This window comes from Cupriavidus sp. 2KB_3 (assembly GCF_052115685.1).
Lineage (GTDB): Bacteria > Pseudomonadota > Gammaproteobacteria > Burkholderiales > Burkholderiaceae > Cupriavidus > Cupriavidus campinensis.
In genome coordinates this window covers 96823-123060 of the sequence record NZ_JBFRHD010000010.1, presented here as the reverse complement: position 1 = coordinate 123060, position 26238 = coordinate 96823, and the positions used below count along the sequence as shown (strand labels likewise).

Here is a 26238-nt window from a genome sequence, read left to right as displayed (position 1 = left end):
GATCAGTTGGCCCCTTTCAGTTGCGCAAAGCGGGCGCGCTCGATGCGCTCCACTTCGGCGGCAGGGACGTAGTAGTCCACGTCACGGTCATAGGCGCGGGCGATGAAAGTGAAGATCATCGCGGCCAGGCCAAAGCCCGCCATCCACCAGATGTGCCAGACCAGGCCAAAGCACAGCACCAGCCCGAACACCGATACGATGAAACCCGCCGACGTATTGCGCGGCATATGGATGTCTTCGTACGCGGCAGGCGCCAGGTAGGCGCGGCCCGCTTCCTTGTCATCCCAATGCTGTTCCAGCGACGTGATGCGCGGTACGTGCGCAAAGTTGTAGAACGGCGCCGGCGAGGCGGTAGCCCACTCCAGACTCCGGCCATCCCATGGATCGCCGGTCAGGTCGCGGTTCTCGTTCCGGTCGCGCACGCTGACGAACAGCTGCCACAGGATCGCCAGGATGCCGCAGCCGATGACCACCGCACCAACCAGTGCAACGATCAGGTACGGCTGCCATTCGGGGTTGTCGTAGTGGTTCATGCGGCGCGTCATGCCTTGCAGGCCCAGCGCGTACAGCGGCATGAACGCCAGGTAGAAGCCGATCAGCCAGCACCAGAACGCGACCTTGCCCCAGAACTCGTTCAGCGTGAAGCCGAACACTTTCGGGAACCAGAACGTCATCGCGGCCAGGCAGCCAAACACCACGCCGCCGATGATCACGTTATGGAAGTGGGCAATCAGGAACAGGCTGTTGTGCAGCACGAAGTCCGCGCCCGGCACGGCCAGCAGCACGCCGGTCATGCCGCCCACGGCAAACGTCACCATGAAGCCAATTGTCCACAGCGTCGACGAATGGAAGCGGATGCGTCCGCGGTACATCGTGAACAGCCAGTTGAACAGCTTCACGCCGGTCGGAATGGAGATGATCGACGTCATGATGCCGAAGAAGGCATTGACGCTGGCGCCGGAGCCCATCGTGAAGAAGTGGTGCAGCCAGACGAAGAACGACAGGACACCGATCGACGATGTGGCATACACCATCGACGAGTAACCAAACAGCGGCTTGCGCGAGAACGTGGCGATGATCTCCGAGAACGCGCCAAAGCACGGCAGGATCAGCACGTAGACCTCCGGGTGGCCCCAGATCCAGATCAGGTTCACGTACATCATCGCGTTGCCGCCAAGCTCGCTGGTAAAGAAGTGCATGTCCAGGTAGCGATCGGCGGCCAGCAGCGCCAGCGTGGCGGTCAGCACCGGGAAGATGGCGACAATCAGTATGTTGGTGATCAGCGCGGTCCACGTGAACACCGGCATCTTCATCAGGTTCAGGCCCGGCGCGCGCATGCGCAGGATCGTGACGATGAAGTTGATGCCGGTCAGCGTGGTGCCCAGCCCTGATATCTGCAGTGACCAGATGTAGTAGTCGACGCCCACCGTGGGGCTGTAGCCGAGCCCGCTCAAGGGCGGATAGGCGACCCACCCCGTGGCTGCAAAATCGCCGACGAACATCGACATCATGACCAGCACCGCGCCCATCGCCGACATCCAGAAACTCAGCGAGTTCACGAACGGGAAAGCCACGTCGCGCGCGCCGAGTTGCAGCGGCACAATCACGTTCATCAAACCGAGGATGAACGGCGTAGCCACGAAGAAGATCATGATCACGCCATGCGCGGTAAAGATCTGGTCGTAGTGATGCGGGGGCAGGTAGCCGGCTGCCTCACCGACGGCGATGGCCTGCTGGGTGCGCATCATGATGGCATCCGCAAAGCCGCGCAGCAGCATGACCAGCGCCAGGATGATGTACATCACGCCGATGCGCTTGTGGTCGACGGAGCAGATCCACTCTTTCCAGAGGTAGGACCATTTGTTGTAGTACGTAATGGCGCCTAGCAGCGCGGCGCCGCCCAGCAGCACCACCACCAGCGTGCCCATGATGATGGGCTCGTGCAGGGGGATGGCGTCGAGAGAGAGTTTTCCAAGCATGATGATTAGCGCTCCAGGGTCTGCTGCTGCGCCGGGAGCGGCGGCATGTTGGCGCCGGCAATGGCGCTGATGGTCACCGGGCTGTCAGCGCGGCAGATTTCGCCATTGCTGGCCATGTACTGGTCCACCACGCCCTGGAACAGACGCGGGTCCACCTTGGCGTAGAGCGTGACGGGGTCCTTGCTGCTCGGTTGCTCCAGCTTGCGGTAGGTCTGTTCGTCAAGCGTGTGGCCCGATGCCCGGGCACGCGCGATCCATGCATCGAATTCGACACGCGACGTGGCGACGGTGCGGAAATGCATGTCCGAGAAGCCGGAGCCGCTATACGCGGCGGACCGGCCATCGAACACGCCAGGCTCGTCGGCAATCAGATGCAGCTTTGTCTGCATGCCGGCCATTGCGTAGACCATGCTGCCCAGGCGCGGGATGAACAGCGCGTTCATGGTCGATTCGGCCGTGATGCGGAAGTTGATCGGCGTCCCGACCGGCACGGGCAGCTCGTTCAGCGATGCCACGCCGTATTGCGGATAGATGAACAGCCACTTCCAGTCGAGCGCCACCACATCCACTTCCAGCGGCACCACCTTCGATTCGATTGGGCGGAACGGGTCGAGCTTGTGCGTGGTGTCCCAGATGATGATGCCGAGCAGCGCCACAATCACGCACGGGATACCCCACACCACCACTTCAATCCTGGTCGAGTGCGACCAGCGTGGCGCGTACTCGGCCTTGGTATTGCCTTCGCGATACCGCCACGCAAACACCAGCGTAAGGATGATCACGGGGATCACCACCATCAGCATCAGCGCCGTGGCCAGCACGATCAGATCGCGCGTTTGCACGCCGATGGACCCGCTGGGATTGAGCAGATCCCACGAACAACCGGCCAGACTTAGCGGGAGGGCGGCGAGGATCAGCCAACGCCAGAGAACAGGAGAAAGGAAACGGGGGGACTTTCGCCGACGGACGCGCCGCGTATCGGCCACACACACATGCATAACAACCACCTTCGCAAGAAAAACGGGTTATCCGGTGTTGTATGGATTTACCCGAACCGCGAGGCATGCTAATGTAAGACAACGCCCATACAAGAGATTTTGATGTCGAAACAACGCCCGAGCGAGGCACCCGCCCGGCCCGACTGGGCCCGGCCACTTCGGGAAGGAGGCGGTTCGCGATATCTGCAGATCGCCGATCTGATCGAGGCGGCGATGCGAGACGGCAGCCTTGCCCCAGGAGACCGCCTGCCCTCGCAGAGACAGCTCGCGTCCCTGTTCCACGTCGACCTGACGACGGTGACCCGTGGCCTGAACGAGGCGGCCCGGCGCGGTCTTACCGTCGCCCGCGGCTCTCAAGGGACGTTCGTCGCGCTACCGGCTTACGAGCTGTCCCAGGCGGTGGATCTCAGCATGAACGTGCCGCCACCGGCGCCCGGCATCGATGTCGGCGAGATGCTGCGACGGGGGATCGGACAACTCACCCTGCGCGCGGATCCTGCACTGTTGATGACCTACCACCTGGGTGGCGGCACCACAACCGACCGGTCCGCCGGCGCGCGGTGGCTTGCGCCGATGCTGGGGCCGGTAGCCGAAGACGACGTAGTGGCATGCCCCGGCGCCCAGACGGCTCTGGCAGCCCTGATCATGGCTGGCACGGAACACGGCGGCGCCATTGCCGCCGAGCCCTTGATCTATCCCGGGGTACGGGCCGCCGCATCGCAACTCGGGAGGCGAATCGTCACGATTGCGGTCGATGGCGACGGCATGCGCCCAGACAGCCTTGAAGCGGCATGTCAGACGGAAGGGGTCCGGCTGGTCTACCTCAATCCGACGCTACAGAACCCCACGACGCATACGATGCCCGAGACGCGGCGTCGAGACATCGCCCGTGTCGCTGAGCGGCAGGGCATCCTGATTATCGAAGACGACCCCTACTGGCTGCTCACGCCCGACGCGCCCCCACCCATCGCGACACTGGCTCCGCAGCAGACCGCCTACGTATCGACGCTATCGAAGTGTCTGAGCCCAGGGTTGCGGACCGCCTATGTTGTCGTGAAGGATCCGGCAGTTCAGAACGCGATGCTGACCGCACTCCGGGCCATCACGCTGATGGCGTCGCCGCTGGCGACGGCACTCGCGACGCAGTGGATCCTCGATGGTGCCGCGAAGACGCTCCTCGACGGCATTCGGGCGGAGGCTGACGCGCGGCAGCAGATCGCCAGGCAATGGTTGGCGGGCTTCGATGCCAATCCTGCCCTGGGAATTCACATCTGGCATCCATTGCCGAGCTATTGGACATCAGCAGACTTCACCCGGACCGCGCGTGCAGAAGATCTCCGCGTGACGGGCGCCGACGCCTTTGCGGACGGCACGTCCGCGCCAGGCGCGATCCGGATTTCGCTCGGGGGGGTCGCCGAACGCGGGCAGTTGTCGCTTGCGCTCAAGAAGCTGTCAGGGCTTCTCGCGCGAAGGCCGGTGCGCGACGAGTTTCAGGTTATTTGAGACGCCGGCTCAGCCCACTCAATCCGTTCCAGCCTCCGAACGTGAGGGGATGGAGTCTGTCGATAAGCCGATGCGCCTCCCCTACCGTCCGCAGGGCGAGCGCGCCTTGAAGTTCATTCTGGTCCAGCCGCGCAGTTTCCACGTAAATGGCCACGGCTATGACGATTGCCGCTTTCGCCTGCGGATCCAATTCCGAGTCTTCTGGCTTGTCGAAGAACCTCTGGTTTGCGATCCATCTACCGCAGGAATAGTCCGCCTGGCTAAGCGCCTGACGTACAAATGTTTCATCCTTCGTACCACGGTACAACACGTCATCACTCCAGTTTGATGGCTGAGCATGCCCGAATCCATACAACTCATTTGCTTGTATGCATTCAAGATAGCGATATCGGTATACTATGCGTCGATGTACGGATTTGCAAACTGGGTTCGTGATCGGCGATGACCAAAAAAAAGGCCAGAGCATCGCTCTGGCCTTTTTCATCCGCCCCCGCCAATTCAGGCGGCGCGTTCGTGATGGTGTTCGTCCGTCCCGGCCTCTTCCACCGCCTCCGTCGCCCGGTCCGCCAGGGCCTCGCCGATCATCAGCAGGCTCGGCTGCACCGGGTCCATCCACGCTGCGGCCTCCCCGGCCGCCATCTGGCGTAGCGTGAACTGGTGGCTGCGCTGTTTCGCGGTGGTGGCCGCTTCCACCACCCACGCGGGCGTCGTGCCAGGCTTACCGTGGGCAATCAGTTGGGCGGCGATGTTGGCCGCCTGGTCGCGGCCCATGTAATAGACGATGGTATCGGCGCGGACGTCAGCTTCCACGTCCACCGCATCGGCCGCCTTGGCCTGGGTGGCGAAGGCCACGCTGCGCGAGACGCCGCGCTTGGTCAGCGGCTTGCGGATGGCCGAAGCCGCCGCCAGCGCCGCCGTGATGCCCGGCACCACCTCATACTCGATGCCCGCCGCTTCCAGCGCCTGCAGTTCCTCGTCGGCGCGGCCGAACAGCATCGGGTCGCCGCCCTTGAGCCGGACCACGCGCTCGTACTTGGTGGCCAGGTCCACGATCTGGCGATTGATGAACAGCTGCGCGGTGCTGCGCTGGCCGCAGCGCTTGCCCACCTCCACGAGTTGCGCCTGGGGGCACCAGGCCAGCATCTCGGGCGACACCAGCGCGTCGTGCAGCACCACCTGGGCCTCGCCCAGCAGGCGTGCGCCACGCACCGTAATGAGGTCGGCCGCACCGGGGCCTGCACCAATCAGGGTCACGCGTCCGGTCCGTTTGTCTTGATGCGGGTTCATCTCGCTCACTGTTCTGCTCGCCGTCTGACGATATCGATGTCAGCTATACGCACGGATCATGCCCGCCGCCACCGTGTGGTTGGTCGCTTCGTCGATCAGCACGAACGCGCCCGTCGCCGGATTATCGCCGTAGGCGTCGCACACGATCGGCTTCTGCAGCGAAATCTGCACGGAGCCGATGTCGTTCAGGCGGATGTCGTGACGGCCGGTCTCGTGCGACAGCGTGTGCACGTCCAGCACGCGATCCACCGACGACACGCGCGCGAACACGCTGGCCGTGGTGTGCTTGAGCACGTACTTGCGGGCCGGGTTCAGCGATTCGTCGTCGAACCAGCACAGGTCGGCCTGCAGCTTCTTGGCCGAGACCGACGCGGCATCGGCCGCCACGAACATGTCACCGCGTGATACATCGACATCTTCCGACAGGCGCACCGTCACGGTGTCGCCCGCGTTGGCCGCGTCCGCCGCGCCGTTCGGGGTCAGTACTTCGGCCACCACGGCGTCGCGGTTGGCCGGCAGCACGCGCAGCTTCTGGCCCACGCGCACGGTGCCCGCTTCCACGCGGCCCGCGTAGCCCCGGAAATCGTCCGATTGGGCGCCGTCCTGGCGGATCACCAACTGCACCGGGAAGCGCAGCGCGGCGTCACCCACGGGGGCCGGCTCCTCCACGGGGAGGGCCTCGAGCAGCGGCAACAGCGGCTCGCCCTGATACCACGGCATCGCCTCGCTGGCGTGGACGATGTTGTCGCCACGCAGCGCCGATACCGGCACATATCGCACATCCTTCAGACCCAGTTGCGCGGCCAGTTCGGTGTAGGCGGCGCGGATCTCGTTGAAGCGCTGTTCGCTGAACTCGACCAGGTCCATCTTGTTGATGGCCACGATCACGTGCTGGATCTCCAGCAGCTTCAGGATGGCCGAGTGGCGCTTGGTCTGGGCCAGCAGCTCGGCGCGGCCGTCCTGCACGGTCACGCGCGTGGCGTCCACCAGCACGATGGCGGCGTGCGCCGTGCTGGCGCCGGTCACCATGTTGCGGGTGTACTGCTCGTGGCCGGGCGTGTCGGCGATGATGAACTTGCGGCGCGCGGTGGAGAAGTAGCGGTAGGCCACGTCGATGGTAATGCCCTGCTCGCGCTCGGCTTCCAGGCCGTCGGTCAGCAGCGAAAAATCGATCTGCTCGCCGGCGGTGCGCTTGTTCTTGGCGTTGGCCAGCGCGGTCAGCTGGTCGGAGAGCACAGCCTTGCTGTCATACAGCAGGCGGCCGATCAGCGTGCTCTTGCCGTCGTCCACGGAACCCGCGGTGATAAAGCGCAGCAGGCCCTGGTGAGATGCTTGTCGAGTCATGATATTTGGTCCCTCTGGTCCTTGGCTGCGGCTTAGAAGTAGCCTTCCTTCTTGCGGCGCTCCATCGACGCCTCGCTGGTCTGGTCGTCCATCCGGGTGGCGCCGCGCTCGGTGATCTCGGTCACCGCGGTCTCGGCGATGATGTCCACCGGGTTGGCGGCCGTGCTGGCCACCGGGCAGGTGCAGGAGATGTCGCCCACGGTCCGGAAGCGTACCGACAGCACCTCGCTCACATCGCCATCCTGCTTGGGCGTGATCGGCGTCACCGGCACCAGCAGGCCGTTCTTGCGCACCACTTCGCGCTGGTGCGCGTAGTAGATCGGCGGCAGGGCCAGGTTTTCCCGGGCGATGTACTGCCACACGTCCAGCTCGGTCCAGTTCGAGATCGGGAACACGCGCATCTGCTCGCCTGCCGCCATGCGGGCGTTGTACAGGCTCCACAGCTCGGGACGCTGGGCCTTGGGGTCCCACTGGCCGAACTCGTCGCGGAACGAGAAGATCCGTTCCTTGGCGCGGGCCTTCTCTTCGTCGCGGCGGGCGCCGCCCATCAGGGCGTCGTACTTGTGGGCCTCGATGGTTTCCAGCAACGTCACGGCCTGCGCCGCGTTGCGCGAGTCGGTTTCCTTGCGCAGGCGCACCGTGCCGCGCTTGATCGAATCCTCGACATGGCCCACCACCAGGCGCGCGCCCAGTTCCGCCACGCGCTGGTCGCGGAAGGCGATCACTTCCGGATAGTTGTGGCCGGTGTCGATGTGCACCAGCGGGAACGGCAGTTCCACCTTGCGGTCGCCCAGGCGGAAGGCCTTCAGCGCCAGGTGCAGCATGACGATCGAGTCCTTGCCGCCGGAGAACAGCAGCGCCGGGTTGCGGCACTCGGCCACCACTTCACGGATGATGTAGATCGACTCGGCTTCCAGCCGGTCGAGGTGGTCGTTCTGGACCTGGAGCAGGTGTTCAACCCCTGCTTCTGCGATGTCGTTCATGATGCCCATGTCGTTCTCGGCCTCGTTGAATCCGTTAATGCTTGATGTTCTGTTCGTGGAGCCCGCACTCTTTCGAGTCCTTGCTCTCCCACCACCAACGTCCTGCGCGGACGTCTTCGCCAGGCTTCACGGCGCGTGTACACGGCTCGCAGCCGATGCTCGGGTAGCCCTTGGCATGCAGCGCGTTCACCGGCACGTTGTGGCGCACCAGGTAGGCCCAGACCTCGGCCTCGGTCCAGTCGGCCAGCGGATTGAATTTGGGGATGCCGCGCGCTTCGTCCAGTTCCTCGAACGGCAGCTCGGCGCGCGTGACGGCCTGCTCGCGGCGCTGGCCGGTCATCCACGCATCGGCGTGGGACAGCGCGCGGTTCAGCGGCTCCACCTTGCGGATGCCGCAGCAGCTCTTGCGCAGGTCCACGCTGTCGTAGAACGCGTTCAGGCCGTGGTTCTTCAGGTAGTTCTCCACCGCGTCCTGATCCGGCGTGAACTGCTCGATGGCGTAGCCGTAGTGCGCATGCACCTGGTCCAGCACGGCCAGCGTCTCCGCGTGCAGGCGGCCCGTGTTCAGCGTGAACACGCGGATGCCGGCGCGCACGGCGTCGCCGCCGCGCAGGATGGCATCGGTCAGGACCATGTCCTCGGCGGCCAGGCTGGTGGCGAAACGGGCGCGGAAGAAGCGGCCCGCGATACCGGCCAGCCGCTCGGCCAGCGCGCGTTCCTTGGCTTCCAGCGCCTCCACGGTGCCGGTGTAGACCGGCTGGGTCCACAGCGCGGGCGGGCGCAGGCCGGACACCGGCGCACCCATCTCCACCACTGGGATGTCGGAGATCACCGTGCTCATGCAGCGCCCCGGGCGGTCACTTCCGCGCGGTTGCGGCGGAACAGCGGCAGCGGCTCGTCCACCGAGGCCTGGTAGGCCACCGTGAACTCGGTGAAGCCCTTAATGGCGTCGTCGATGTTCTTGTCGGCGCGCACCGCAAAGGCGTCGAAGCCGCAGCGCTTCATGAAGTTGAGCTGGTCGCGCAGCACATCGCCGATGGCGCGGAGCTGGCCGTCCCAGTGGTAGCGGGTGCGCAGCAGGTAGGCCGACGAGAAGCCGCGGCCATCGCGGAACACCGGGAAATCCACGGCCACCAGCGACACGCGGCCGAAGAACGCCTCGGCATCGCCCGGCTCGTCTTCGGGCGCCAGCCACACGCCGGTGATGGCCTTGTCGCGGCCGGCCAGCAGCGCTTCGTGCGCTTTCCACACCGACAGCGGGAACAGCACGGCGCCCGTGCCCTGCGCGGCCGCGGCCACGCGGGCCTCGTCCAGCGGCTCGGTCTCGGTGGCGCGCAGCACGGTCCAGTTGTCCTCGACGATCACGGGGCGGAGGTCGGCGGCGTTGCGTTGCAGTTGAATGATCTTTGCCATGTTCAGTCTCTCCGGGGTCGTCAGGCTTCGGCGCGCTCTTCGCGCTGCTTGTCGGCGTACACACGTTCCTTGAACGGGGCGATGCCGATACGGGCGAACGTGTCGATGAAGCGCTCGTCCTCCACGCGGTGCGCGACAAAGGTCTCGATGATGCGGCTCACCACGTCGGGCATTTCCTCGGCGCTGAACGACGGGCCGATGACCTTGCCCAGCGCGGTGTTGTTGCCCTGGGCGCCGCCGAGCGTCACCTGGTACCACTCGGAACCGTCCTTGTCCACGCCCAGCACGCCGATGTTGCCTACGTGGTGGTGGCCGCACGCGTTAATGCAGCCGGAGATGTTCAGCGAGATCTCGCCCAGGTCGTGCACGAAGTCGAGGTTGTCGAAACGCTCCTGGATACCCAGCGCGATCGGGATCGACTTGGCATTCGCCAGCGAGCAGAAATCGCCGCCCGGGCAGGCGATGATGTCGGTCAGCAGGCCGATGTTGGCCGTCGCCAGGCCGGCCTGCTTCGCTTCCTGCCAGAGGGCGAACAGGTCGTGCTTCTTCACGTCGGGCAGCACCAGGTTCTGCTCGTGCGCCACGCGCAGCTCGCCAAACCCGTAGCGGTCGGCCAGGTCGGCCACGGCTTCCATCTGCTTGTCCGTGGCATCGCCCGGGGGCGAGACGGGGCCCGGCTTGGTGGAGAGCGTCACGGCGGCGTAGCCCGGCACCTTGTGGGCATGCACGCTGCGGCTGACCCAGCGCGCGAACGCCTTGTCCTCGAGCAGGTGCTTCTCATAGCCGGCATCGGTGTCGGCCAGCTTCTCGTAGGTCGGCGGGGTGAAGTACTGCGCCACACGGTCGAATTCGTCCTGCGTGATGGTGCCCGGGCCGTCCTTGCTGTGCTGCCACTCTTCCTCGACCTCGGCGGCGAACTTCTCGGCGCCGATGGCCTTCACGAGGATCTTGATGCGCGCCTTGTACTTGTTGTCGCGGCGGCCGTAGCGGTTGTACACGCGAATTGCCGACTCCACGTAGGTCAGCAGGTGCTGCCACGGCAGGTCGTCCTTGATGATCGTGCCCAGGATCGGCGTGCGGCCCAGGCCACCACCGGCCAGGATGCGCAGGCGCGTCTCGCCGGCAGCGTTCCGGTAGGCGTAGATGCCGATGTCGTGCATCTGCACCACGGCGCGGTCGTTGGCGGAGGCCGAGATCGCGATCTTGAACTTGCGCGGCAGGAAGGCGAATTCGGGCTGGAAGGTGCTCCACTGGCGCAGCAGTTCGGCCAGCACGCGCGGGTCCACGGTCTCGTCCGGCGTCACGCCGGCGAAGTGGTCGGTGGTGATGTTGCGCACGCAGTTGCCCGAAGTCTGGATGCCGTGCATCTCCACGCTGGCAAGGTCGGCCAGCACGTCCGGCACGCGCTCGAGGTCCATCCAGTTGTACTGGATGTTCTGGCGCGTGGAGAAGTGGCCGTAGCCGCGGTCGTACTCGCGCGCGATGTGCGCCAGCATGCGCATCTGCTTCGACGACAGCAGGCCGTACGGAATGGCCACGCGCAGCATGTAGGCATGGCGCTGCATGTACAGGCCATTCTGCAGCCGCAGCGGCAGGAATTCCTCTTCGGTCAGTTCGTCGGCAAGGCGGCGGCGCACCTGGTCACGGAACTGGGCAACGCGCTCCTGGACGATGCGCTGGTCGTATTGATCGTACTGATACATGGTGTGGGTCCGTTCAGTATTCGTTGAATGCTTAGGAAACGAGCTTGATGGCGACCAGCGTGAGCGTGGTAGCCAGGGCGGCGCGCACGAGCCGCTCGGGCAGCGCCCGGGACAGTTGCGCGCCCAGCCAGATGCCGGGGATCGAGCCCACCAGCAGCGCCAGCAGCAAATTCCAGTCGACGGTGCCGAGCCACACGTGGCCCAGCCCAGCCACCGCCGTGAGGGGCACGGCGTAGGCGATATCGGTGCCGGCCACCTCGGCCGGCTTCATATGGGGGTACAGCAGCAGGATCAGCGTGGCGCCAACCGCGCCGGCGCCGATCGACGACACCGTGACCAGCACGCCGATCACGGCGCCCACCACCACGGTGGCCACCATCTGGCGGCGGCCTTCCAGCTGGAAGCGCGGGTTGCGTTCGAGCCAGGCCAGCATCTGCTTGCGGAACAGCAGCGACATTACGGTCAGCAGCACCGACACGCCGATCATCAGCCGAATGCCATGCAGCCAGCGCGCGTCCAGCTCCCCGGCGCTCTTGAGCACGAGGATGGCGACCAGCGCGGCAGGCAGGCTGCCGATGCAGAGACGGCGCACCACCTGCCACTGCACGTGGCCATGGGCGCGGTGCGCGATGGTGCCGAAGCCCTTGGTGATGGAGGCAAACGCGAGGTCGGTACCCACCGCCGTGGCCGGCGAGAAGCCGAACAGCAGGGTCAGCAGCGGGGTCATGAGCGAGCCCCCGCCTACCCCGGTCAGGCCGACCAGGATACCTACCATCAGACCGGAAGCGGTGTACGCAAGGGACATTCGGGGGGTCTCGACAATGCCTTTCCCATCACTTTCACGCTTCGCCGGGGGTCAGGCTGGGCGCGGACGCAATACGGGCAGGCCGTTATTTAACAAAGTTCGAAAATCGTAATAAACTGGCCTCATATCTCAAACTAATAAGAAGTTGTTTGTTTATACGCACCGAGTTATATGAACCTGCACCAGTTCCGCTTCGTGCGCGAGGCCGTCCGTCAGAACTACAACCTGACCGAGGCCGCTAAAGCGCTTTATACGTCACAACCTGGCGTCTCCAAGGCCATCATCGAGCTGGAGGAAGAGCTGGGCGTCGATATCTTCACGCGGCACGGCAAGCGCATCCGCAGCCTGACCGAGCCGGGGCGCCGCATCCTGACTTCGGTGGAGAAGATTCTTCAGGAGGTGGAAAGCCTGAAGCGCGTGGGCAAGGACTACGCGGCGCAGGACCAGGGCAACTTCACCATCGCCACCACGCACACCCAGGCGCGCTATGCGCTGCCGCGCGTGATTGGCGAGTTCACCAAGCGCTACCCCAAGGTGCGGCTGTCGATCCAGCAGGGCAACCCCGCGCAGATCGCGGACATGATCCTGCACGACCAGGCCGACATCGGCATCGCCACCGAGGGCATCTCGGGCGACAAAGGGCTGGTCTCGCTGCCGGGCTACCAGTGGTCGCACATGGTCATCACGCCGCCCGACCATCCGCTGCTGGAAAAGAAGCACATCGCGCTCGAGGATCTCGCGAGTTACCCATTGATCACTTACGATCCGAATTTCGCGGGCCGCCCCAAGATCGACAAGGCGTTCGCCTTGCGGCAACTGGAGCCGGACATCATCCTCGAGGCTATCGACGCCGACGTGATCAAGACCTATGTCGAGATTGGCCTGGGCATCGGCATCGTGGCCGGCGTGGCGTTCGACGCCGAGCGCGACCGCAACCTGCGCGGCATCCCGGTCGGCCATCTGTTCGGCACCAATGTGACGCACCTGGCCGTCAAACAGGGCGCGTATTTGCGCAGCTTCGTCTATACCTTCATCGAATTGTTCTCGCCCACCCTGAACCGCAAGCTCGTGGAACAGGCGATGTCGGGCGATCACGAGGCCTATGAGCTGTAATCGGCACATTTAAGTTTGCCTGCCGATGTGGCGCACGCCTCCCTCTATATAGATATGTCTGACTCCTCCTCCCTCCCGACCATCCACTGGACCGAAGACGGCGCCGAGCGCAGCGCGCTGTGGCGCTCCGAGGCCGGCCTGCCGCCGCCGAAGCGCGTGGTGATTGCCGATGACCAGACGCCCGCCGACACGGCGTTCCGGCTGGCCAGCGAAGGCGTGGCCCTGCTCTGGCGCGGCGACTTCCAGAACGCGCGCCAGCTGCTCCAGGCCATGGCCCGCCGCACCGACCGCAAACCCAAGCGCGCGCCCAAGCCGCCGGCCAATATGACCGAGGCGTTCCACAAGCACCGGCTGGCGCAGTCGCAGCGCGCGCGCACGCTGGGCATGCTGCTGCTGCCGTTCGACGCCGGCCACGTGGTGCCGCTGCGCCGCGCGCCCGAGGTGGCCGAGGCATGCACGCAGGTCTACGGCCCGGCCACGGCGCCCTATGTGGCGTCGATGCGCGAACTGCTCGGCCTGATCGGCGCGTACGAGTGGCGCAAGAAGGGCGTCGAGATCCCGGCCCTGGGCGAACGGATTCACCCGTGGTACGGCGTGTTCTCGCCGGTGCGCGGCGAATACCTCGATCTCGTCGCCAAGGAAGCGCTGCCGTCAGACAAGCTCGCCTTCGACATCGGCACGGGCACCGGCGTGCTGGCGGCGCTGCTGGCCCAGCGCGGCGTGCGCCGCGTGGTGGCCACGGACCAGGACCCGCGCGCACTGCAATGCGCCCGCGACAACCTCGGCCGGCTGGGTCTGGCCGACCGGGTGGAAGTGGTCGAGGCCGACCTCTTCCCGGCTGGCCGCGCCCCGCTGGTGGTCTGCAACCCGCCATGGGTGCCCGCGCGACCGAGTTCGCCGGTCGAGCATGCCGTGTTCGATCCGGAAAGCCGCATGCTGCGCGGCTTCCTCGCCGGCCTGGCCGACCATCTGGAGCCGGCCGGCCAGGGCTGGCTGCTGCTCTCCGATTTCGCCGAGCACCTGGGCCTGCGCACGCGCGAGGAACTGCTGGGCTGGATCGAAGACGCGGGGCTGAAGGTGCTGGGCCGCTCCGACATCCGCCCGCGCCATCCCAAGGCGAGTGATCCGGACGACCCGCTGCATCAGGCTCGCAAGGCCGAAGTGACGTCGCTGTGGCGACTCGCGGCATCGCAGAATCGTTGATTCTCCAAACCGCAACAATACGAGAGATATTGAGGTAATTTATTGCGTTTATCGTCGCTAGAATCGGCGGCGCCTGTTCCTGTCAGGCGGCCCATTCCGATACCAACAACGACCGATGAACGCTTCCTGTCTCAAAACCCTTGTGCTGGTGGGCGGCCTGGCCGCCAGCTTCTCTGCGATGGCGCAGGGCACCCTGCGCGACGGCCGCGCCAATGCGCTCTGCCTGTACTCGCACACGCTGGCGGACGACCCCATCGTCCACCCGAAGCGCCCAGGCACGGCAATGTGGCATGACTTCTTCGGCAACACGGCGGCAAACGCCTACACCACGGGCGCCGACCTGCTGGCGCAGCCCGGCACCACCTGCGAGAACGCGGCGGACTCCAGCTCGTACTGGGCCCCCTCGCTGAAGCTGGCCGACGGCAGGATCGTGCCGCCCACCTACAAGAAGACCTACTACTCGAACGCGGCGGTGCCGAGTTCCAACCGCTATCCGGTCAGCGCCATGCCAACCGGCCTGCAGATGCTGGCCGGCAACCACACCGGCACGCAGCCCAACCCGCGCATCTCCTTCCTGTGCACCGGCAGCCGCAGGGGCTACACCAACACCATTCCGACCGACTGCGTGCCCGATCCGGTGAGGGGTACGCAACTCAACATCGGCATCAGCTTCCCCACCTGCTGGGACGGCACGAATCTGAATCCGACGCTGCGCTCCCATCACGGCGGCTATAACAACATGGCCTATGCCGACCGCAGCGGCGCCTGCCCGGTCGGCTATCCGGTGCGTGTGCCGCACCTGAGCATCAACCTCGCCTATGCGCTGGGCCAGGTGCGCGATCTCACGCACGCGCAGCTCTCGAAGGATCCATCGCTGAACGCCCATGGCAACGTCTCCCAGGAGAACTGGGGTTCGCTCTATTCCGGGCATGCCGACTTCTTCAACGGCTGGCAGCCCAAGGCCATGCGCTACATGACCGAGCATTGCCTGAACAAGGAGCGCGCCTGCGCCCGGGAAATACCGTACGACTACACCGCGCCCGAGGCTGATGCATTGGTCAGCGGGGGCGACGATGTCAACACGACATTCGGCCGCGACGTGAAGCTGGCCACCGAGGCGGCGCAAGGCGCCACGCCGCCGCTGCGCTTCTACATGAAGTTCCAGATCCCGGAAGGCGCGCAGGCGCTGGCTGCCCGCTTCAGGCCCGAGTACAAGATCATGCTGCATGGCGGCAACGTCACCGGCACGGCCGCCGACATGTTGCAGGTGTTCGTGACCGACACGGCGTGGCACGAGGACACGCTGACCATGGCCAACGCACCAGCGTGCGGCGGCCGGTTCGTGGGACGGCTTCACCTCAACCATGTGGCGCAATATCGGAACATCGACGTCAGCGCGGCAGTGGCCAACGCGCTCGCGGCGGGCCAAAAGACGATCTCGTTCTGCGTGAAGGCCGTGCGCCCCGGCCATGCCTTCGCCTTCAGCAGCAAGGAAGGGCCCCACAGCCCGCTGCTGATCCTGCGCGCCATCCAGCCGCTGCCGTTCTGAGCCCCCGGCACCGCGCAGGCGCCTGCATGGCGCCGCGCGGCGTCCTCGGCTATCCTCGCCATGTGTCGCCCAAGCCGGCGACACATGGCTTTTTTACGATGGGGATAAGGAACCGCAGATGACCACCCTTGCATTTATTGGCCTCGGCGCGATGGGCGCACCGATGGTCGGCCACCTGATTTCCGGCGGCCACACGGTACGGGCCTTCGTGCGCCGCCCGGAGGCCGCCGAGGCGGCCCGCCAGCTTGGCGCGGAACCTTGCTTCACACCCGCCGACGCCGCACGCGGGGCGGCCGTGGTGTTCACCAACGTCACCTCGTCGGAAGACGTGCGTGCAGTGCTGCTCGGCAAGGATGGCGTGATCGAGGGCGCCGCGCCCGGCACCATCTGCGTCGATCACAGCACGATCTCGCCGATCGTCACGCGCGAGATTGCCCAGGCGCTGGCGGCACGCGGCATCCACGCGCTCGACTGCCCGGTGTCGGGCGGCACGACCGGCGCACAGGCCGCCACGCTGACCATCATGGTCGGCGGCAAGGCCGAGCACCTGGAGGCCGTGCGGCCGCTGTTGAACCTGCTCGGCAAGTCGATCACGCATATCGGCGACCACGGCGCGGGCCAGGTCGCCAAGCTGTGCAACCAGATCGCCCAGGTGGTCAATATTGAGGGCATCGCCGAGGCCATGCGCTTTGCCGCCGCGCAGAACGTGGACACCGGCAAGGTGTTCCAGGCGCTCTCCACGGGCTATGCCGGCAGCCGCATGCTCGACCTGATGGGGCCCAAGATGGTCGCGCGCGACTTCGCCGCCGGCATTGAGTCGCGGCTCCACGCCAAGGATTTCGGGCTGGCGCAGGACATCGCCGACCAGATCGGGCTGGACCTGCCCGCGATGCGCGTCACCTCGGCCCAGCTCGACCAGATGATGGCGAACGGCTGGGGACGCGACGACACGTCGTCATTGCTGCGCCTGCTCGAACAGGCGCCGGACGCGTCCTGAAGCCCTCCCGCCTACATCCCGCTCACACCCCGCCAATCATCGCCAGCAGCGCGCGCAGCATCGGGCTGCCGTCGCGCGCCAGGTCGTCCATCACGTTGAAATGATGGCGGCCCGGCAGCAGGATGTCCTCGCGCACGTTGTCCGGCCAGGCGGCGCGGATCAGCGCGTTCTGGCGGTGATATTCGCTCGATTCGATCTCGCCCACCGCCGTCAGCAGCGGCGCGCGCGTGGCCGGCGGCAGGAAGGCCGGCGAGAGGCGCACCACATCTGACTCGGTCAGGCGCAGATCCACCTGGAGGAAGTCGGCGCGGCGCAGCGGTTCGAGGTCGTAGAGGCCGCTGATCGACAGCCCGCCCCGGATCAGGCCCGCTGGCAGGTCCACACCCACCTGCGGCCACAGCGCCGTCATCAGCATGGCCACCAGATGGCCGCCCACCGAATGCCCGGCCGCGAAGATGCGGTCGCGGTCATGGCCGAGGGCATCGCCCTGCCGGTACAGCCACGCCACGCTCTGCACCACCTGCCGGACGATGGTTTCCACGGTGACCGCCGGGCACAGTGAGTAGTTGATGATCGCCACCGACACGCCGCGCCGGGGCAGCACGCCGGCTACGAAGCTGTGGTCGCGCTTGTCGAGCGCCCGGAAGTAGCCGCCGTGGACGAACACCAGCAGCGGCGGACGGGTGCCGGCGGGCACCCCCGTGGCGGGAAAGTAGTCGAGGCGCTCGTCGTCGGCATGGGGCGACGCCGGATCGCCATAGGGCAAGTTCTCGAGGTAAGACGCCGCGGCGGCCCGCACCAGCGCCGAATCGGCGGCCCAGCGGGCCATGTGCGTGGCGTTGTCCGGCACGCGGGCGCGGTTGTTGTAGGCGTGCGCGTAGAACGCGGGATCTTGGGATGGCAACTCGGCAAGGCTGGCCAGGGACGGCTGGTCTGACATGTCACGGTGCTCCGATGGAGACGCCGCGACGAGGACGGGGGCTGAAGCGGGCGGCGCTGCGCGCTATGCTACCGCAAGCCCGGGGCGGTTGTTCGGCGGGGGGATTTCCGGCATAATCCGCGGTTCATCGCCGTGCGATGCCCGTCCGGGTATCGCCGCCCAAATGCCCGGGTGGTGAAACAGGTAGACGCAGGGGACTCAAAATCCCCCGCCGCAAGGCGTGTCGGTTCGAGTCCGACCCCGGGCACCAGCAAGACCCCGACCTTTCCACAAGGTCCGCCAAACCCCGCCAATCATAGGATTGCGGGGTTTTTTGTTTCCAGGCCGGCCTGTAACAGGCGGGCCCGGCCGCGAAGCGGGATGCGTCCCGGGCAACCACATCCGCAGGGTTGCGTAACCGCCGCAAAATCGTCGCTGCCGGCAAACCGGCCGCGACTTCCTGCCAGGGACATCCTGCCCTGGCGCATGCGTTGGAACGTGGCGCCCAGGAAGACGCGAATGCGCTTCAGCCCAGCAACTCTCTTGCGTGCTCGAGCACGACGCTCTTGTGCAAGACGCCTACCACCCGCCTTGTCGTCGGGTCGGCGAGTACTGGAATCCGCTCCGCAGGCGACGCCACCACCGTTTCCCAAACGTCCCGAAGCCGCTCATTTGCGCACACCGTCGGGAAGTCACGGGAGACTAGCGCCGCTATCGAGGTCTCTGCCGTGCCCGTATTTCTGACGGCCATCAGATCGTGCATCCAGACGGCGCCGACAAAGGCATGATGTTGATCCAGGACGAATACGAACCGATTCTTCTCCGCGAGTCCTTGATTTCTCGCTTCCTCCACGGACGCACTCTCGAGGACAAAGCGCGCCAGTGGCCGCATGACCTTGTCGACCGAGATCTCCATCAAGCGACTGCGACTGGCAAACCGTTCGCGGTGTCGCCCTACTACGGCATAGGTTCCTGTCTGCCCAAGGATGCTGGTTGTGCCGTAGCCAACGACGGTAGCGAGCATGATCGGAAAAATCAGCAGGGGTTCGCGCGTCATCTCAAAGACCATGAGCGTGGACATCAGCGGGGCCTGGGTGGTCGCCGCGAGCGCGGCCGCCATACCCACCACGCCGAACAGAATGGGGTTCTGCGCAATGGGCAGCACATCGTTGACCAACGATACGCACCCCATTCCTGTCAGCGCGCCAATCAGCAGCGATGGTGTGAACAACCCGCCCACGGCGCCTGATCCGACAGTTGCCGCGGTCGCCAATATCTTCAGCACCAGCAACGCGAACAATGCGGCCGACACGGGTTCATCGCGCAACAGTTGGGAAATTGGCGCGAAGCCATTCCCCGCGACTTCCGGGGCGATCACGATAAGACCGCCGACGAGCAGCCCGCCCAATGCCATCCGCATCACAAGGCCACCCGGTACTTTGGCGAAGCCAATCTTCGCGAATCGAATCGCCGTGAGCAGCAGGGAGCCAGTCAGGCCGCAGGAAACCCCTACGAACATGACGACAAGCAGTGCGGCGGTATCGAGCTTGAACTCATGTACCGGCAAGAGGTATGGCTGGCTGAATTGCCCCAGCAGCGTGGTCAGCCAGGTTGCCGCGACCGCCGCAGCGAAGAGTAGCGCCAGGCGTCGAAATTCAATGCCGCCAAAGGCAATCTCGGCAATAAAGATCGCCGCGGCGAGCGGCGTGTGATAGACCGCGGCCAGCCCGCCCGTCGCAGCGGTCGCAATGGCCAACTGGAAGCGATCACCGTGCAGGCCGCCGATCCAGCGCGAGCAGATGGACCCGATAGTGGCCGATAGCTGCACCATCGCCCCTTCCTTGCCCACTGAGCCGCCAGACAGGATGGAGAAAAAGGACGACAGGCAGCGCAATAGCGAAGGCGCCGTCGGAATGGATGACATGCGCCCGTCGATGACCTCCAGGTAATCACCGCTGGTGCCGCTACGCTTCTCGTAGCGCAACGCTGCGAGCAGGATGACGCCCGCGAGCACCCCACCGGCAATCGGAACGGCGAGTTTCCAATGCCAGCCCAAATGCGCAAGCACGACCGAGACATCGTCCTCGCTCCTGAATAGACTCGCACTGGCCCGCTCCAACGCCCAGCGGAACGCGTGGGCAGCGCATGCCCCAACGGCGCCAAACACGATGGCAAACGCCAGGCCTTGCAAGTAAAGCCACGCCAACTGGGGTTGAAAGGCAGGCATGTTTTTTCTTAGCATTCGCCGTGTCCTGTTGCGTCAATCCGGTCTACTGTCCGTCAAGCCTGCGCTGCGCAGCTCAAGCGCGTTGCATGCCCGATTTCATCCGCTCAATCAGCTCGAAGACCACCATGCCCGCCACCATGGCGGCAACGAAGCCCACGGCCTTCGGATAACCCGCACCCATGGCAACCAGCGCGGGGCCCGGGCAGAAGCCGGCCAGACCCCAGCCGATGCCGAACGCGATGCTACCCAGAACGAGCCTCGGCGTTACCTCGGTGCTGGCCGGGAGTTGGATGGGCAGTCCCAGTAACGAGCGTTTGCGACGTTTGGCGACAAAGAATGCGAGTGTGCCAATGCCTATCGCCCCGAGCATGACAAAGGCCAGCGATGGATCCCAGCGTCCCGCCAGATCGAGAAAGCCCAGAACTTTTGCCGGGTTGGCCATGCCGGAAACCATCAGGCCGACGCCGAATAGCAGTCCGGCCAGCAATGCAGCGAATGCCATCATGTCAGCCTCCAATCATGTGCCGTTGTACGAGGACGGTCAGGAATCCCGCAGTCATGAACGTCATGGTCGCGACCAGCGAGCGGACGGACCCACGCGAGATGCCGCAGACGCCGTGACCGCTTGTGCAGCCGCTGGCGTAGCGGGTACCGAGGCCGACCAGGAAGCCGGCAACCAGAATCTCGCCCCAGCTCGCCTGAATATCGGGCGTCGTCGGGTGACCGAGCAGGCTGCCCAGGACAGGGGCGCTGACCAACCCGACGAGGAAGGCCACGCGCCACGTCATGTCATGGCGCGGCAAGCTGAGCAGGCCCCCAAGGATGCCGCTGATGCCTGCAATCCGGCCGTTGAACAGGACGAGCACGGCAGCGGCTGCGCCAATGATGAGCCCTCCGGCCAGCGACAAACCGGGGGTGAAGTTAGCTAGGTCAATCGACATATCGCCTCTACTTTGTGTTGGCGCAAAATTGCTCATACAGCACAGCCATCACGGCAAGCGCCTCCTGGCTGGCAATGGAATAGAAGATGCTCTTCCCCTCGCGGCGCGTTGTCACCAGACCGTTCTCGCGCAGCACGCCCAACTGCTGGGAGAGCGTAGGCTGCCGAATGCCCAGTTGTGTTTCCAGGTCGCTTACGCATCGCTCGCCCTGAGAGAGCTGGCACATCAGCAGCAGCCGGTCTTGGTTTGCAAGCAGCTTGAGCAGCGCGCAGGCCTGCGCTGCAGCAGCTTGCATGGCGCCCAGGTCGATAGCGGGATGGGTCTCGCTCATGGATGAGCCTTCAATTTCGATACTTACATTATATTGAATTATATATTGTTTGTGAATAGAATGTGTTGCACCCAAGGAGGCCCGCATGCAACCCACCATTCAGCCATTCTTCGACCCCGCGACCTGGACCGTGACCTACGTGGTCTATCAGGCGGGGCGCCCAGAGTGCGCCATCATCGACGCTGTCCTGGACTATGACCCCAAAGCGGGGCGCACCTCGACGGCAAGTGCCGACAAGGTCGTCGCCTTCGTGCGGGAGCATGCACTGCAGGTCGAGTGGATTATGGAAACGCATGCGCACGCTGACCACTTGTCAGCCGCGCCGTATCTCCGGCGTCAGGTGGGCGGCAAGATTGCTATCGGCCAACACATCCGCAGTGTGCAGGGCGTCTTCAAGAAACTGTTCAACCTGGAGCCCGAGTTTCGGCTCGACGGTTCACAGTTCGACCACCTGTTCGAGGAGAACGAGGAATTCGTCATTGGCGGCCTGAAGGGCAAGGCGCTCCATGTGCCCGGCCATACACCCGCTGACATGGCGTACCAGATTGGGGATGCAGTCTTCGTCGGCGACACGCTGTTCATGCCTGACGTTGGCACGGCCCGTTGCGACTTTCCCGGTGGGAATGCCCACGCGTTGTACCGTTCCATCCACACGCTGCTGGACCTGGACCCGGATACCCGCCTCTTCATGTGCCACGACTATCCACCCGAATCCCGTGGGCCCGCGTGGGAAACAACAGTCCGAGCCCAACGTGAAGGCAACATCCACGTGCACGATGGCGTGAGCGAGGAACAGTTCGTTGCCATGCGCCAGGCGCGCGATGCGACGCTGGCCATGCCGACACTGATACTGCCGGCGGTGCAAGTCAATATCCGCGCGGGGGAGCTGCCGCCCGCCGAAGCGAACGGCATTCGCTACCTGAAGATTCCGCTCAACACGGTCTGAGCGGCCTCCCGCCACCGCTCAGGCCAGAATCATGATCACCACCATCCCCCAGATCGTCAGCAGCGTGTTGCCCACCGCGTAGGTCACCGTGTACCCCAGCCCCGGCACCTGGCTCTTGGCGGATTCGCAGATCATGCCGAGCGCCGCCGTGGTGGTGCGCGCGCCGGCGCAGACGCCCAGCAGCAGCGCCGGGTGGAAGTGGAACACGTACTTGGCGATGAACATGCCGATGAACAGCGGCACCGCCGTGGCGAAGATGCCCCACAGGAACAGGCTGATGCCGAGCTTCTGGAGGCCGGCGACGAAGCCAGGGCCGGCGGAGATGCCCACCACCGCGATGAACACGTTCAGGCCCACCGAGTTCATGAACCAGACCGTCGGCTCCGGGATGCGGCCGAAGGTCGGGTGAATGGCGCGATACCAGCCGAAGATGATGCCCGCGATCAGCGCGCCGCCGGCCGTGGACAGCGTCAGCGGAATGCCGGACACGTTCAGCACAATGGCGCCGATCAGGGCGCCCGCCGTGATCGCCAGCGACATAAAGGCCACGTCGGTCACCGTGGTGGGCCGGTCCACATAGCCGAGTGTCTTGGCCGTGGCGTTGATGTCGCGCGTGCGGCCCACCAGCGTGACCACATCGCCGCGATACAGCTTGGTCTTTGGCAGCACCGGAATCACGGTCTCGGTCGGGCCGCGCTTGATCTTCCTCAAGAACACCCCGCGCGCGCTGGGGTCGCGCGCCAGGTCCTCCAGCGTCCTGTCATCCACGGCCTTGTTGGTGATGTAGATGTCCACGCCCTCGGTGGGCGTGTCCAGCAGCTCGCGGTCCTCCACCTCCGCGCCGCGCGGGCCGAGGAACTCGATCAGCTGGTTGCGCTTGCCGCCAATCGCCACCACATCGCCCGCCTGCAGGACCGTGGAGGGGTCTGTCTCGATGATCTTGCCGTCGCGCCGGATGCGCTCGATGAACGCGCGGAAGCCCGCCTGCGTGTGGGATTCCACATCGCCCACGGTCCTGCCGATGTATGGCGCGTCAGCTGCCAGCTTGTAGGCGCGCAGCTCGAAGTTGTGCCATTGCATGCCGGCGTCTTCGCCGTCGCTGGCGCCCAGAAGGTGCTCATATTCCTTGCAGGCGGCCACCAGGTCGATGCCCAGCAGCTTCGGCCCGATCTGCGCGAGGATGATGGCCGAGCCGACCGTGCCGAAGATATACGTCACCGCGTAGGCAATCGGCATGCCGTCCAGCAGCACCTTGGTTTCCTCGGGCGAGCGGCCGAGCCGGTTGATGGCGTCCGTCGCCAGCCCCATCGACGCCGAGATGGTCTGCGAGCCGGCGAACAACCCCGCGGCCGAGCCGAGGTCGTAGCCGGCGATCATCGCCGCCGCCACCGACGCCGCCAGCGACAGCACCGCCAGGATCACCGCGAAGATCGCCTGCGGCACGCCGTCCTTGGCGATGCCCCGCACGAACTGCGGCCCCACGCCATACCCCACCGCGAACAGGAACATCAGGAAGAAGACCGACTTCACGTTCGGCGAGATCTTGACGCCGAGGATGCCGATCACGATCGCGACCAGCAGCGTCGACGTCACCGCCCCGAGACTGAAGCCCTTGTAGCTCTTCCCCCCCACCCAGTACCCGATGCCCAGCGCCAGGAAAATCGAGATCTCGGGATAGGCCTTAAGGGTCGTCACGAACCAGTTCATGGGGCACCTCCTTCAGATTGTTCTTGTGGAGGACGGGCGGCTACTTGCCTGACTTGCCGTTGCCCGCCTTGCCGGCCTTGCCTGCCTTATCCGCTTTGTTCGTCTTGCCGCCCTGTGCCAGGTACTTCTCCAGGTACTCGTCGCGCAGCTTGCGCACCGAGCGGCCAATCTTCACGTAGTCCTCTTCGTTGAGATTGGCCAGCGAGACCCGCCCGGACGGATGCTGGGTACCGAATCCGCCCCCCGGCAGCAGCACCACGCCGGCCTCCTCGGCCAGCCGGAACAGCAGCTCGTGCGGCTGGATCGAGGCCAGCAGCCACTTCACGAACTCCGGCCCCACCTCGCGGCTCTCGCGCTCCACATCGAGCAGCGTGTAGTAATCCACCACGTTCTCGTCCACCGGCTCCGCCTTGGCCCCCATGCCGCGGTACAGCGCGGCCTTGCGGCTGCGGATCAGCCGCTTCACGGTGTCCTTGTAGGTATCCGCCGTATCCATGAGCGAGAACAGCGAGAACAGCACCATCTGCACCTGCTGCGGCGTGGAAAGCCCCGCCGTGTGGTTCAGCGCCACGGTGCGGCTGTCCGCCACGATGCGGTCGATGAACGGCAGCTTGGCCGGCTCGGTGGTGATGGACGAATAGCGCTCATTCAGCGCCTTCTTCTCGGCCTCGGGCAACGCGGCGATCTGCGCATCGAACAGGTTCGATTTATGTGTGGCGATGACCCCCAGCCGCCAGCCCGTGGCGCCGAAGTACTTCGAGTACGAGTACACCAGGATGGTGTTGTGCGGGCACATGGCAAACAGCGAGACGAAGTTGTCGGCGAAGGTGCCGTACACGTCGTCGGTCAGGATGATCAGGTCGGGGCGCTCCTTGACGATGCCCGCCAGGTATTCCAGGCTGGCGTCGCTCACCCGCACCGAGGGCGGGTTGCTCGGATTCACCAGGAAGAACGCCTTGACCTTGGGGTCGCGCAGCTTGTCCAGTTCCTTGTCCGGGTATTGCCAGCCGGCCGCCGGGTCGGCGTTGATGTTCACCTCGTGGAGGCTGTACTCCTTCAGCTCGGGAATCTCGATATACGGCGTGAAGATCGGCATGCCCAGCGCGATGGTGTCGCCCGCCTTCAGCAGCCCGTTCACGCGCATCGAGTTGAACAGGTAGGTCATCGCCGCCGTGCCGCCTTCCACGGCATAGAGGTCGAAGTCCCCATCGAATGGATGCGTGCCGATCATCTCGCGGCGGATGTACTGCTTGACGATCTTTTCGCTGAGCCGCAGCATCCGGTCCGGCACCGGGTAGTTGCAGGCCATGAAGCCTTCGCACATCTCGTAGAGGAAGTCGCCGCCGTCCAGCCCGAGCTGGTCGCGCACATACGAGACCGCGCCGGTCAGGAAGCTCACGCCGGGCACGCCCTGGTGCTGGCGCGTGAACTGGTCGAAGCGCTCCTCGATGCCGGCCCGGCGCGGAAACCCGCCCACGCCCACGGGCAGGTACGAGAACGCGCGCTCCGACTCGATCATGGCAAAGTGCCCCAGCTGCAGGAAGCCATGCCGCGGCACGGTGGCCAGGAAATTGGGGTTGCCCCGCCCCGCGTTGAGCATCAGCCGGTTGGACACGCTCCCGGCCAGCTTGATCAGTTCATCCTTGAGTTCGAAGGGCGAAAGGCTCGCCAGCTTCGACGTATCGTGTCGGCTCATGGTGCAATGCCTCGCAAGGGGGTGACGATGGTCAAAGCGCCCGCGCCAGGCGCGGACACTGCCTCTTGAACAAGATATTCAACCGGGGCGCGGGCCGGTATTGGACCATGGTCCACCATGCGGTGCGCGCATCACCCAAGTGAGGGGCGGCCCGGCTACTCCTTCATCTGCGTGCGCCGCCAGTCGCCATCGCCCTTGCGGCAGTACCAGCCCGTCCACTTCTCGGTCTTGCCCGCCTGCCGGAACTCCGACTTCACCTGCCGGCAGCGCTGGTCACCCTTTTGGGTGGTCTTGACCAGCGTCATGCTGCCCTCGGCGGCCTTCGCATCCTTGTCCGCTTCCAGCTGGAACGGCGTGGTGCTGCCATCGTCCTTCTCGGACAGCGCCGTGCGGTAGATGGCGGCCAGCTTCTCCGTCTGCGGGCGGCTCAGGCGGCCGACGATGGTGTTGTTCAGGAAATGGTCGAAATACGCCTGGGCCGGCCAGGCCACGGCACACATGGCGAGGCAGACGCAGGCGTGGACCTGGGCAACAAAGCGGCGCGACATGACGATGTCCTCCTTCTTGTCGGCGGCGACGTGGTGGCGGCGTGGT

General features: G+C 65.2%; 24 protein-coding genes and 1 tRNA gene. 7 read left to right on the top strand and 18 right to left on the bottom strand.

Features of this window, described 5'->3' with window-relative positions; genetic code table 11:
- Window positions 1-2: 2 nt before the first annotated feature.
- Complete coding sequence (cyoB, locus tag AB4120_RS13035; RefSeq protein WP_149135317.1) at window positions 3-1979, bottom strand: cytochrome o ubiquinol oxidase subunit I; 1977 nt, start codon at window positions 1977-1979, stop codon at window positions 3-5.
- A 5-nt stretch (window positions 1980-1984) separates the two neighbouring features.
- Window positions 1985-2977, bottom strand: a complete 993-nt coding sequence (gene cyoA / locus AB4120_RS13030; protein ID WP_441642336.1) for a ubiquinol oxidase subunit II — start codon at window positions 2975-2977, stop codon at window positions 1985-1987.
- 102 nt (window positions 2978-3079) lie between these two features.
- On the opposite strand from cyoA, the gene AB4120_RS13025 reads away from it, so the two are divergent.
- Window positions 3080-4480 (top strand): aminotransferase-like domain-containing protein, encoded by a 1401-nt coding sequence (locus AB4120_RS13025; protein WP_441642335.1) that lies wholly within the window; start codon window positions 3080-3082, stop codon window positions 4478-4480.
- On the opposite strand, the gene AB4120_RS13020 is transcribed toward AB4120_RS13025, so the two are convergent.
- The 8 genes from AB4120_RS13020 to AB4120_RS12985 all read right to left on the bottom strand — a co-directional run bounded on the left by AB4120_RS13020 (window position 4473) and on the right by AB4120_RS12985 (window position 12015).
- Window positions 4473-4790 carry a hypothetical protein gene (locus AB4120_RS13020; protein ID WP_149135314.1) on the bottom strand — a complete coding sequence of 106 codons (318 nt, stop codon included), beginning with the start codon at window positions 4788-4790 and terminating at the stop codon, window positions 4473-4475. The genes AB4120_RS13025 and AB4120_RS13020 overlap by 8 nt on opposite strands.
- A 188-nt stretch (window positions 4791-4978) precedes the next feature.
- Window positions 4979-5767, bottom strand: a complete 789-nt coding sequence (cobA, locus tag AB4120_RS13015) for a uroporphyrinogen-III C-methyltransferase (RefSeq protein ID WP_441642334.1) — start codon at window positions 5765-5767, stop codon at window positions 4979-4981.
- A 39-nt stretch (window positions 5768-5806) separates the two neighbouring features.
- Window positions 5807-7111 (bottom strand): sulfate adenylyltransferase subunit 1, encoded by a 1305-nt coding sequence (locus AB4120_RS13010; protein WP_149135312.1) that lies wholly within the window; start codon window positions 7109-7111, stop codon window positions 5807-5809.
- 32 nt (window positions 7112-7143) lie between these two features.
- On the bottom strand, window positions 7144-8103 hold the full coding sequence (gene cysD, locus AB4120_RS13005) for a sulfate adenylyltransferase subunit CysD (RefSeq protein ID WP_144197898.1): 960 nt from the start codon (window positions 8101-8103) through the stop codon (window positions 7144-7146).
- Window positions 8104-8128: 25 nt separating this feature from the next.
- Window positions 8129-8935 (bottom strand): phosphoadenylyl-sulfate reductase, encoded by an 807-nt coding sequence (locus tag AB4120_RS13000; RefSeq protein WP_441642333.1) that lies wholly within the window; start codon window positions 8933-8935, stop codon window positions 8129-8131.
- Entirely contained in the window at window positions 8932-9507 is a 576-nt protein-coding gene (locus tag AB4120_RS12995) for a DUF934 domain-containing protein (RefSeq protein WP_149135310.1), read from the bottom strand. Before AB4120_RS12995 ends, AB4120_RS13000 begins: the two co-directional genes overlap by 4 nt.
- A 20-nt stretch (window positions 9508-9527) precedes the next feature.
- Window positions 9528-11210, bottom strand: a complete 1683-nt coding sequence (locus AB4120_RS12990; RefSeq protein ID WP_149135309.1) for a nitrite/sulfite reductase — start codon at window positions 11208-11210, stop codon at window positions 9528-9530.
- A 31-nt stretch (window positions 11211-11241) separates the two neighbouring features.
- Window positions 11242-12015 carry a sulfite exporter TauE/SafE family protein gene (locus AB4120_RS12985; protein ID WP_441642332.1) on the bottom strand — a complete coding sequence of 258 codons (774 nt, stop codon included), beginning with the start codon at window positions 12013-12015 and terminating at the stop codon, window positions 11242-11244.
- A 171-nt stretch (window positions 12016-12186) separates the two neighbouring features.
- On the opposite strand from AB4120_RS12985, the gene AB4120_RS12980 reads away from it, so the two are divergent.
- The 4 genes from AB4120_RS12980 to AB4120_RS12965 all read left to right on the top strand — a co-directional run bounded on the left by AB4120_RS12980 (window position 12187) and on the right by AB4120_RS12965 (window position 16877).
- Window positions 12187-13128 carry a CysB family HTH-type transcriptional regulator gene (locus AB4120_RS12980; protein ID WP_149135308.1) on the top strand — a complete coding sequence of 314 codons (942 nt, stop codon included), beginning with the start codon at window positions 12187-12189 and terminating at the stop codon, window positions 13126-13128.
- Between the two features lie 54 nt (window positions 13129-13182).
- Entirely contained in the window at window positions 13183-14331 is a 1149-nt protein-coding gene (locus tag AB4120_RS12975; protein WP_149135307.1) for a methyltransferase, read from the top strand.
- Window positions 14332-14446: 115 nt separating this feature from the next.
- Window positions 14447-15880, top strand: a complete 1434-nt coding sequence (locus tag AB4120_RS12970) for a DUF1996 domain-containing protein (RefSeq protein ID WP_441642331.1) — start codon at window positions 14447-14449, stop codon at window positions 15878-15880.
- 118 nt (window positions 15881-15998) lie between these two features.
- Window positions 15999-16877, top strand: coding sequence for an NAD(P)-dependent oxidoreductase (locus AB4120_RS12965; RefSeq protein ID WP_149135304.1), 879 nt, complete (start codon window positions 15999-16001; stop codon window positions 16875-16877).
- Window positions 16878-16899: 22 nt separating this feature from the next.
- Here the strand turns inward: AB4120_RS12965 and AB4120_RS12960 are convergent, their stop codons facing one another.
- On the bottom strand, window positions 16900-17817 hold the full coding sequence (locus AB4120_RS12960; protein WP_149135303.1) for an alpha/beta hydrolase: 918 nt from the start codon (window positions 17815-17817) through the stop codon (window positions 16900-16902).
- Between the two features lie 165 nt (window positions 17818-17982).
- Here AB4120_RS12960 and AB4120_RS12955 point away from each other — a divergent pair.
- Window positions 17983-18067, top strand: a tRNA-Leu gene (locus AB4120_RS12955).
- 255 nt (window positions 18068-18322) lie between these two features.
- Here AB4120_RS12955 and AB4120_RS12950 read toward each other — a convergent pair.
- The 4 genes from AB4120_RS12950 to AB4120_RS12935 all read right to left on the bottom strand — a co-directional run bounded on the left by AB4120_RS12950 (window position 18323) and on the right by AB4120_RS12935 (window position 21295).
- Window positions 18323-20023 carry a chloride channel protein gene (locus AB4120_RS12950; protein ID WP_187645119.1) on the bottom strand — a complete coding sequence of 567 codons (1701 nt, stop codon included), beginning with the start codon at window positions 20021-20023 and terminating at the stop codon, window positions 18323-18325.
- A 73-nt stretch (window positions 20024-20096) separates the two neighbouring features.
- Complete coding sequence (locus AB4120_RS12945; RefSeq protein WP_149135301.1) at window positions 20097-20528, bottom strand: YeeE/YedE family protein; 432 nt, start codon at window positions 20526-20528, stop codon at window positions 20097-20099.
- A 1-nt stretch (window position 20529) separates the two neighbouring features.
- On the bottom strand, window positions 20530-20964 hold the full coding sequence (locus AB4120_RS12940) for a YeeE/YedE family protein (RefSeq protein ID WP_149135300.1): 435 nt from the start codon (window positions 20962-20964) through the stop codon (window positions 20530-20532).
- 7 nt (window positions 20965-20971) lie between these two features.
- The gene (locus AB4120_RS12935; protein WP_441642330.1) at window positions 20972-21295 is read right to left on the bottom strand and encodes a metalloregulator ArsR/SmtB family transcription factor; all 324 of its coding nucleotides are present in this window, start codon (window positions 21293-21295) and stop codon (window positions 20972-20974) included.
- An 85-nt stretch (window positions 21296-21380) separates the two neighbouring features.
- On the opposite strand from AB4120_RS12935, the gene AB4120_RS12930 reads away from it, so the two are divergent.
- On the top strand, window positions 21381-22241 hold the full coding sequence (locus tag AB4120_RS12930) for an MBL fold metallo-hydrolase (protein ID WP_149135298.1): 861 nt from the start codon (window positions 21381-21383) through the stop codon (window positions 22239-22241).
- Between the two features lie 18 nt (window positions 22242-22259).
- Here the strand turns inward: AB4120_RS12930 and aspT are convergent, their stop codons facing one another.
- The 3 genes from aspT to AB4120_RS12915 all read right to left on the bottom strand — a co-directional run bounded on the left by aspT (window position 22260) and on the right by AB4120_RS12915 (window position 26192).
- Window positions 22260-23948 carry an aspartate-alanine antiporter gene (gene aspT / locus AB4120_RS12925; protein WP_149135297.1) on the bottom strand — a complete coding sequence of 563 codons (1689 nt, stop codon included), beginning with the start codon at window positions 23946-23948 and terminating at the stop codon, window positions 22260-22262.
- Window positions 23949-23988: 40 nt separating this feature from the next.
- A complete protein-coding gene (locus AB4120_RS12920; protein ID WP_441642329.1) occupies window positions 23989-25644 on the bottom strand; it encodes a bifunctional aspartate transaminase/aspartate 4-decarboxylase in 1656 nt (551 codons plus the stop codon).
- Window positions 25645-25799: 155 nt separating this feature from the next.
- Window positions 25800-26192 (bottom strand): hypothetical protein, encoded by a 393-nt coding sequence (locus tag AB4120_RS12915; RefSeq protein ID WP_149135296.1) that lies wholly within the window; start codon window positions 26190-26192, stop codon window positions 25800-25802.
- Window positions 26193-26238: the final 46 nt, after the last annotated feature.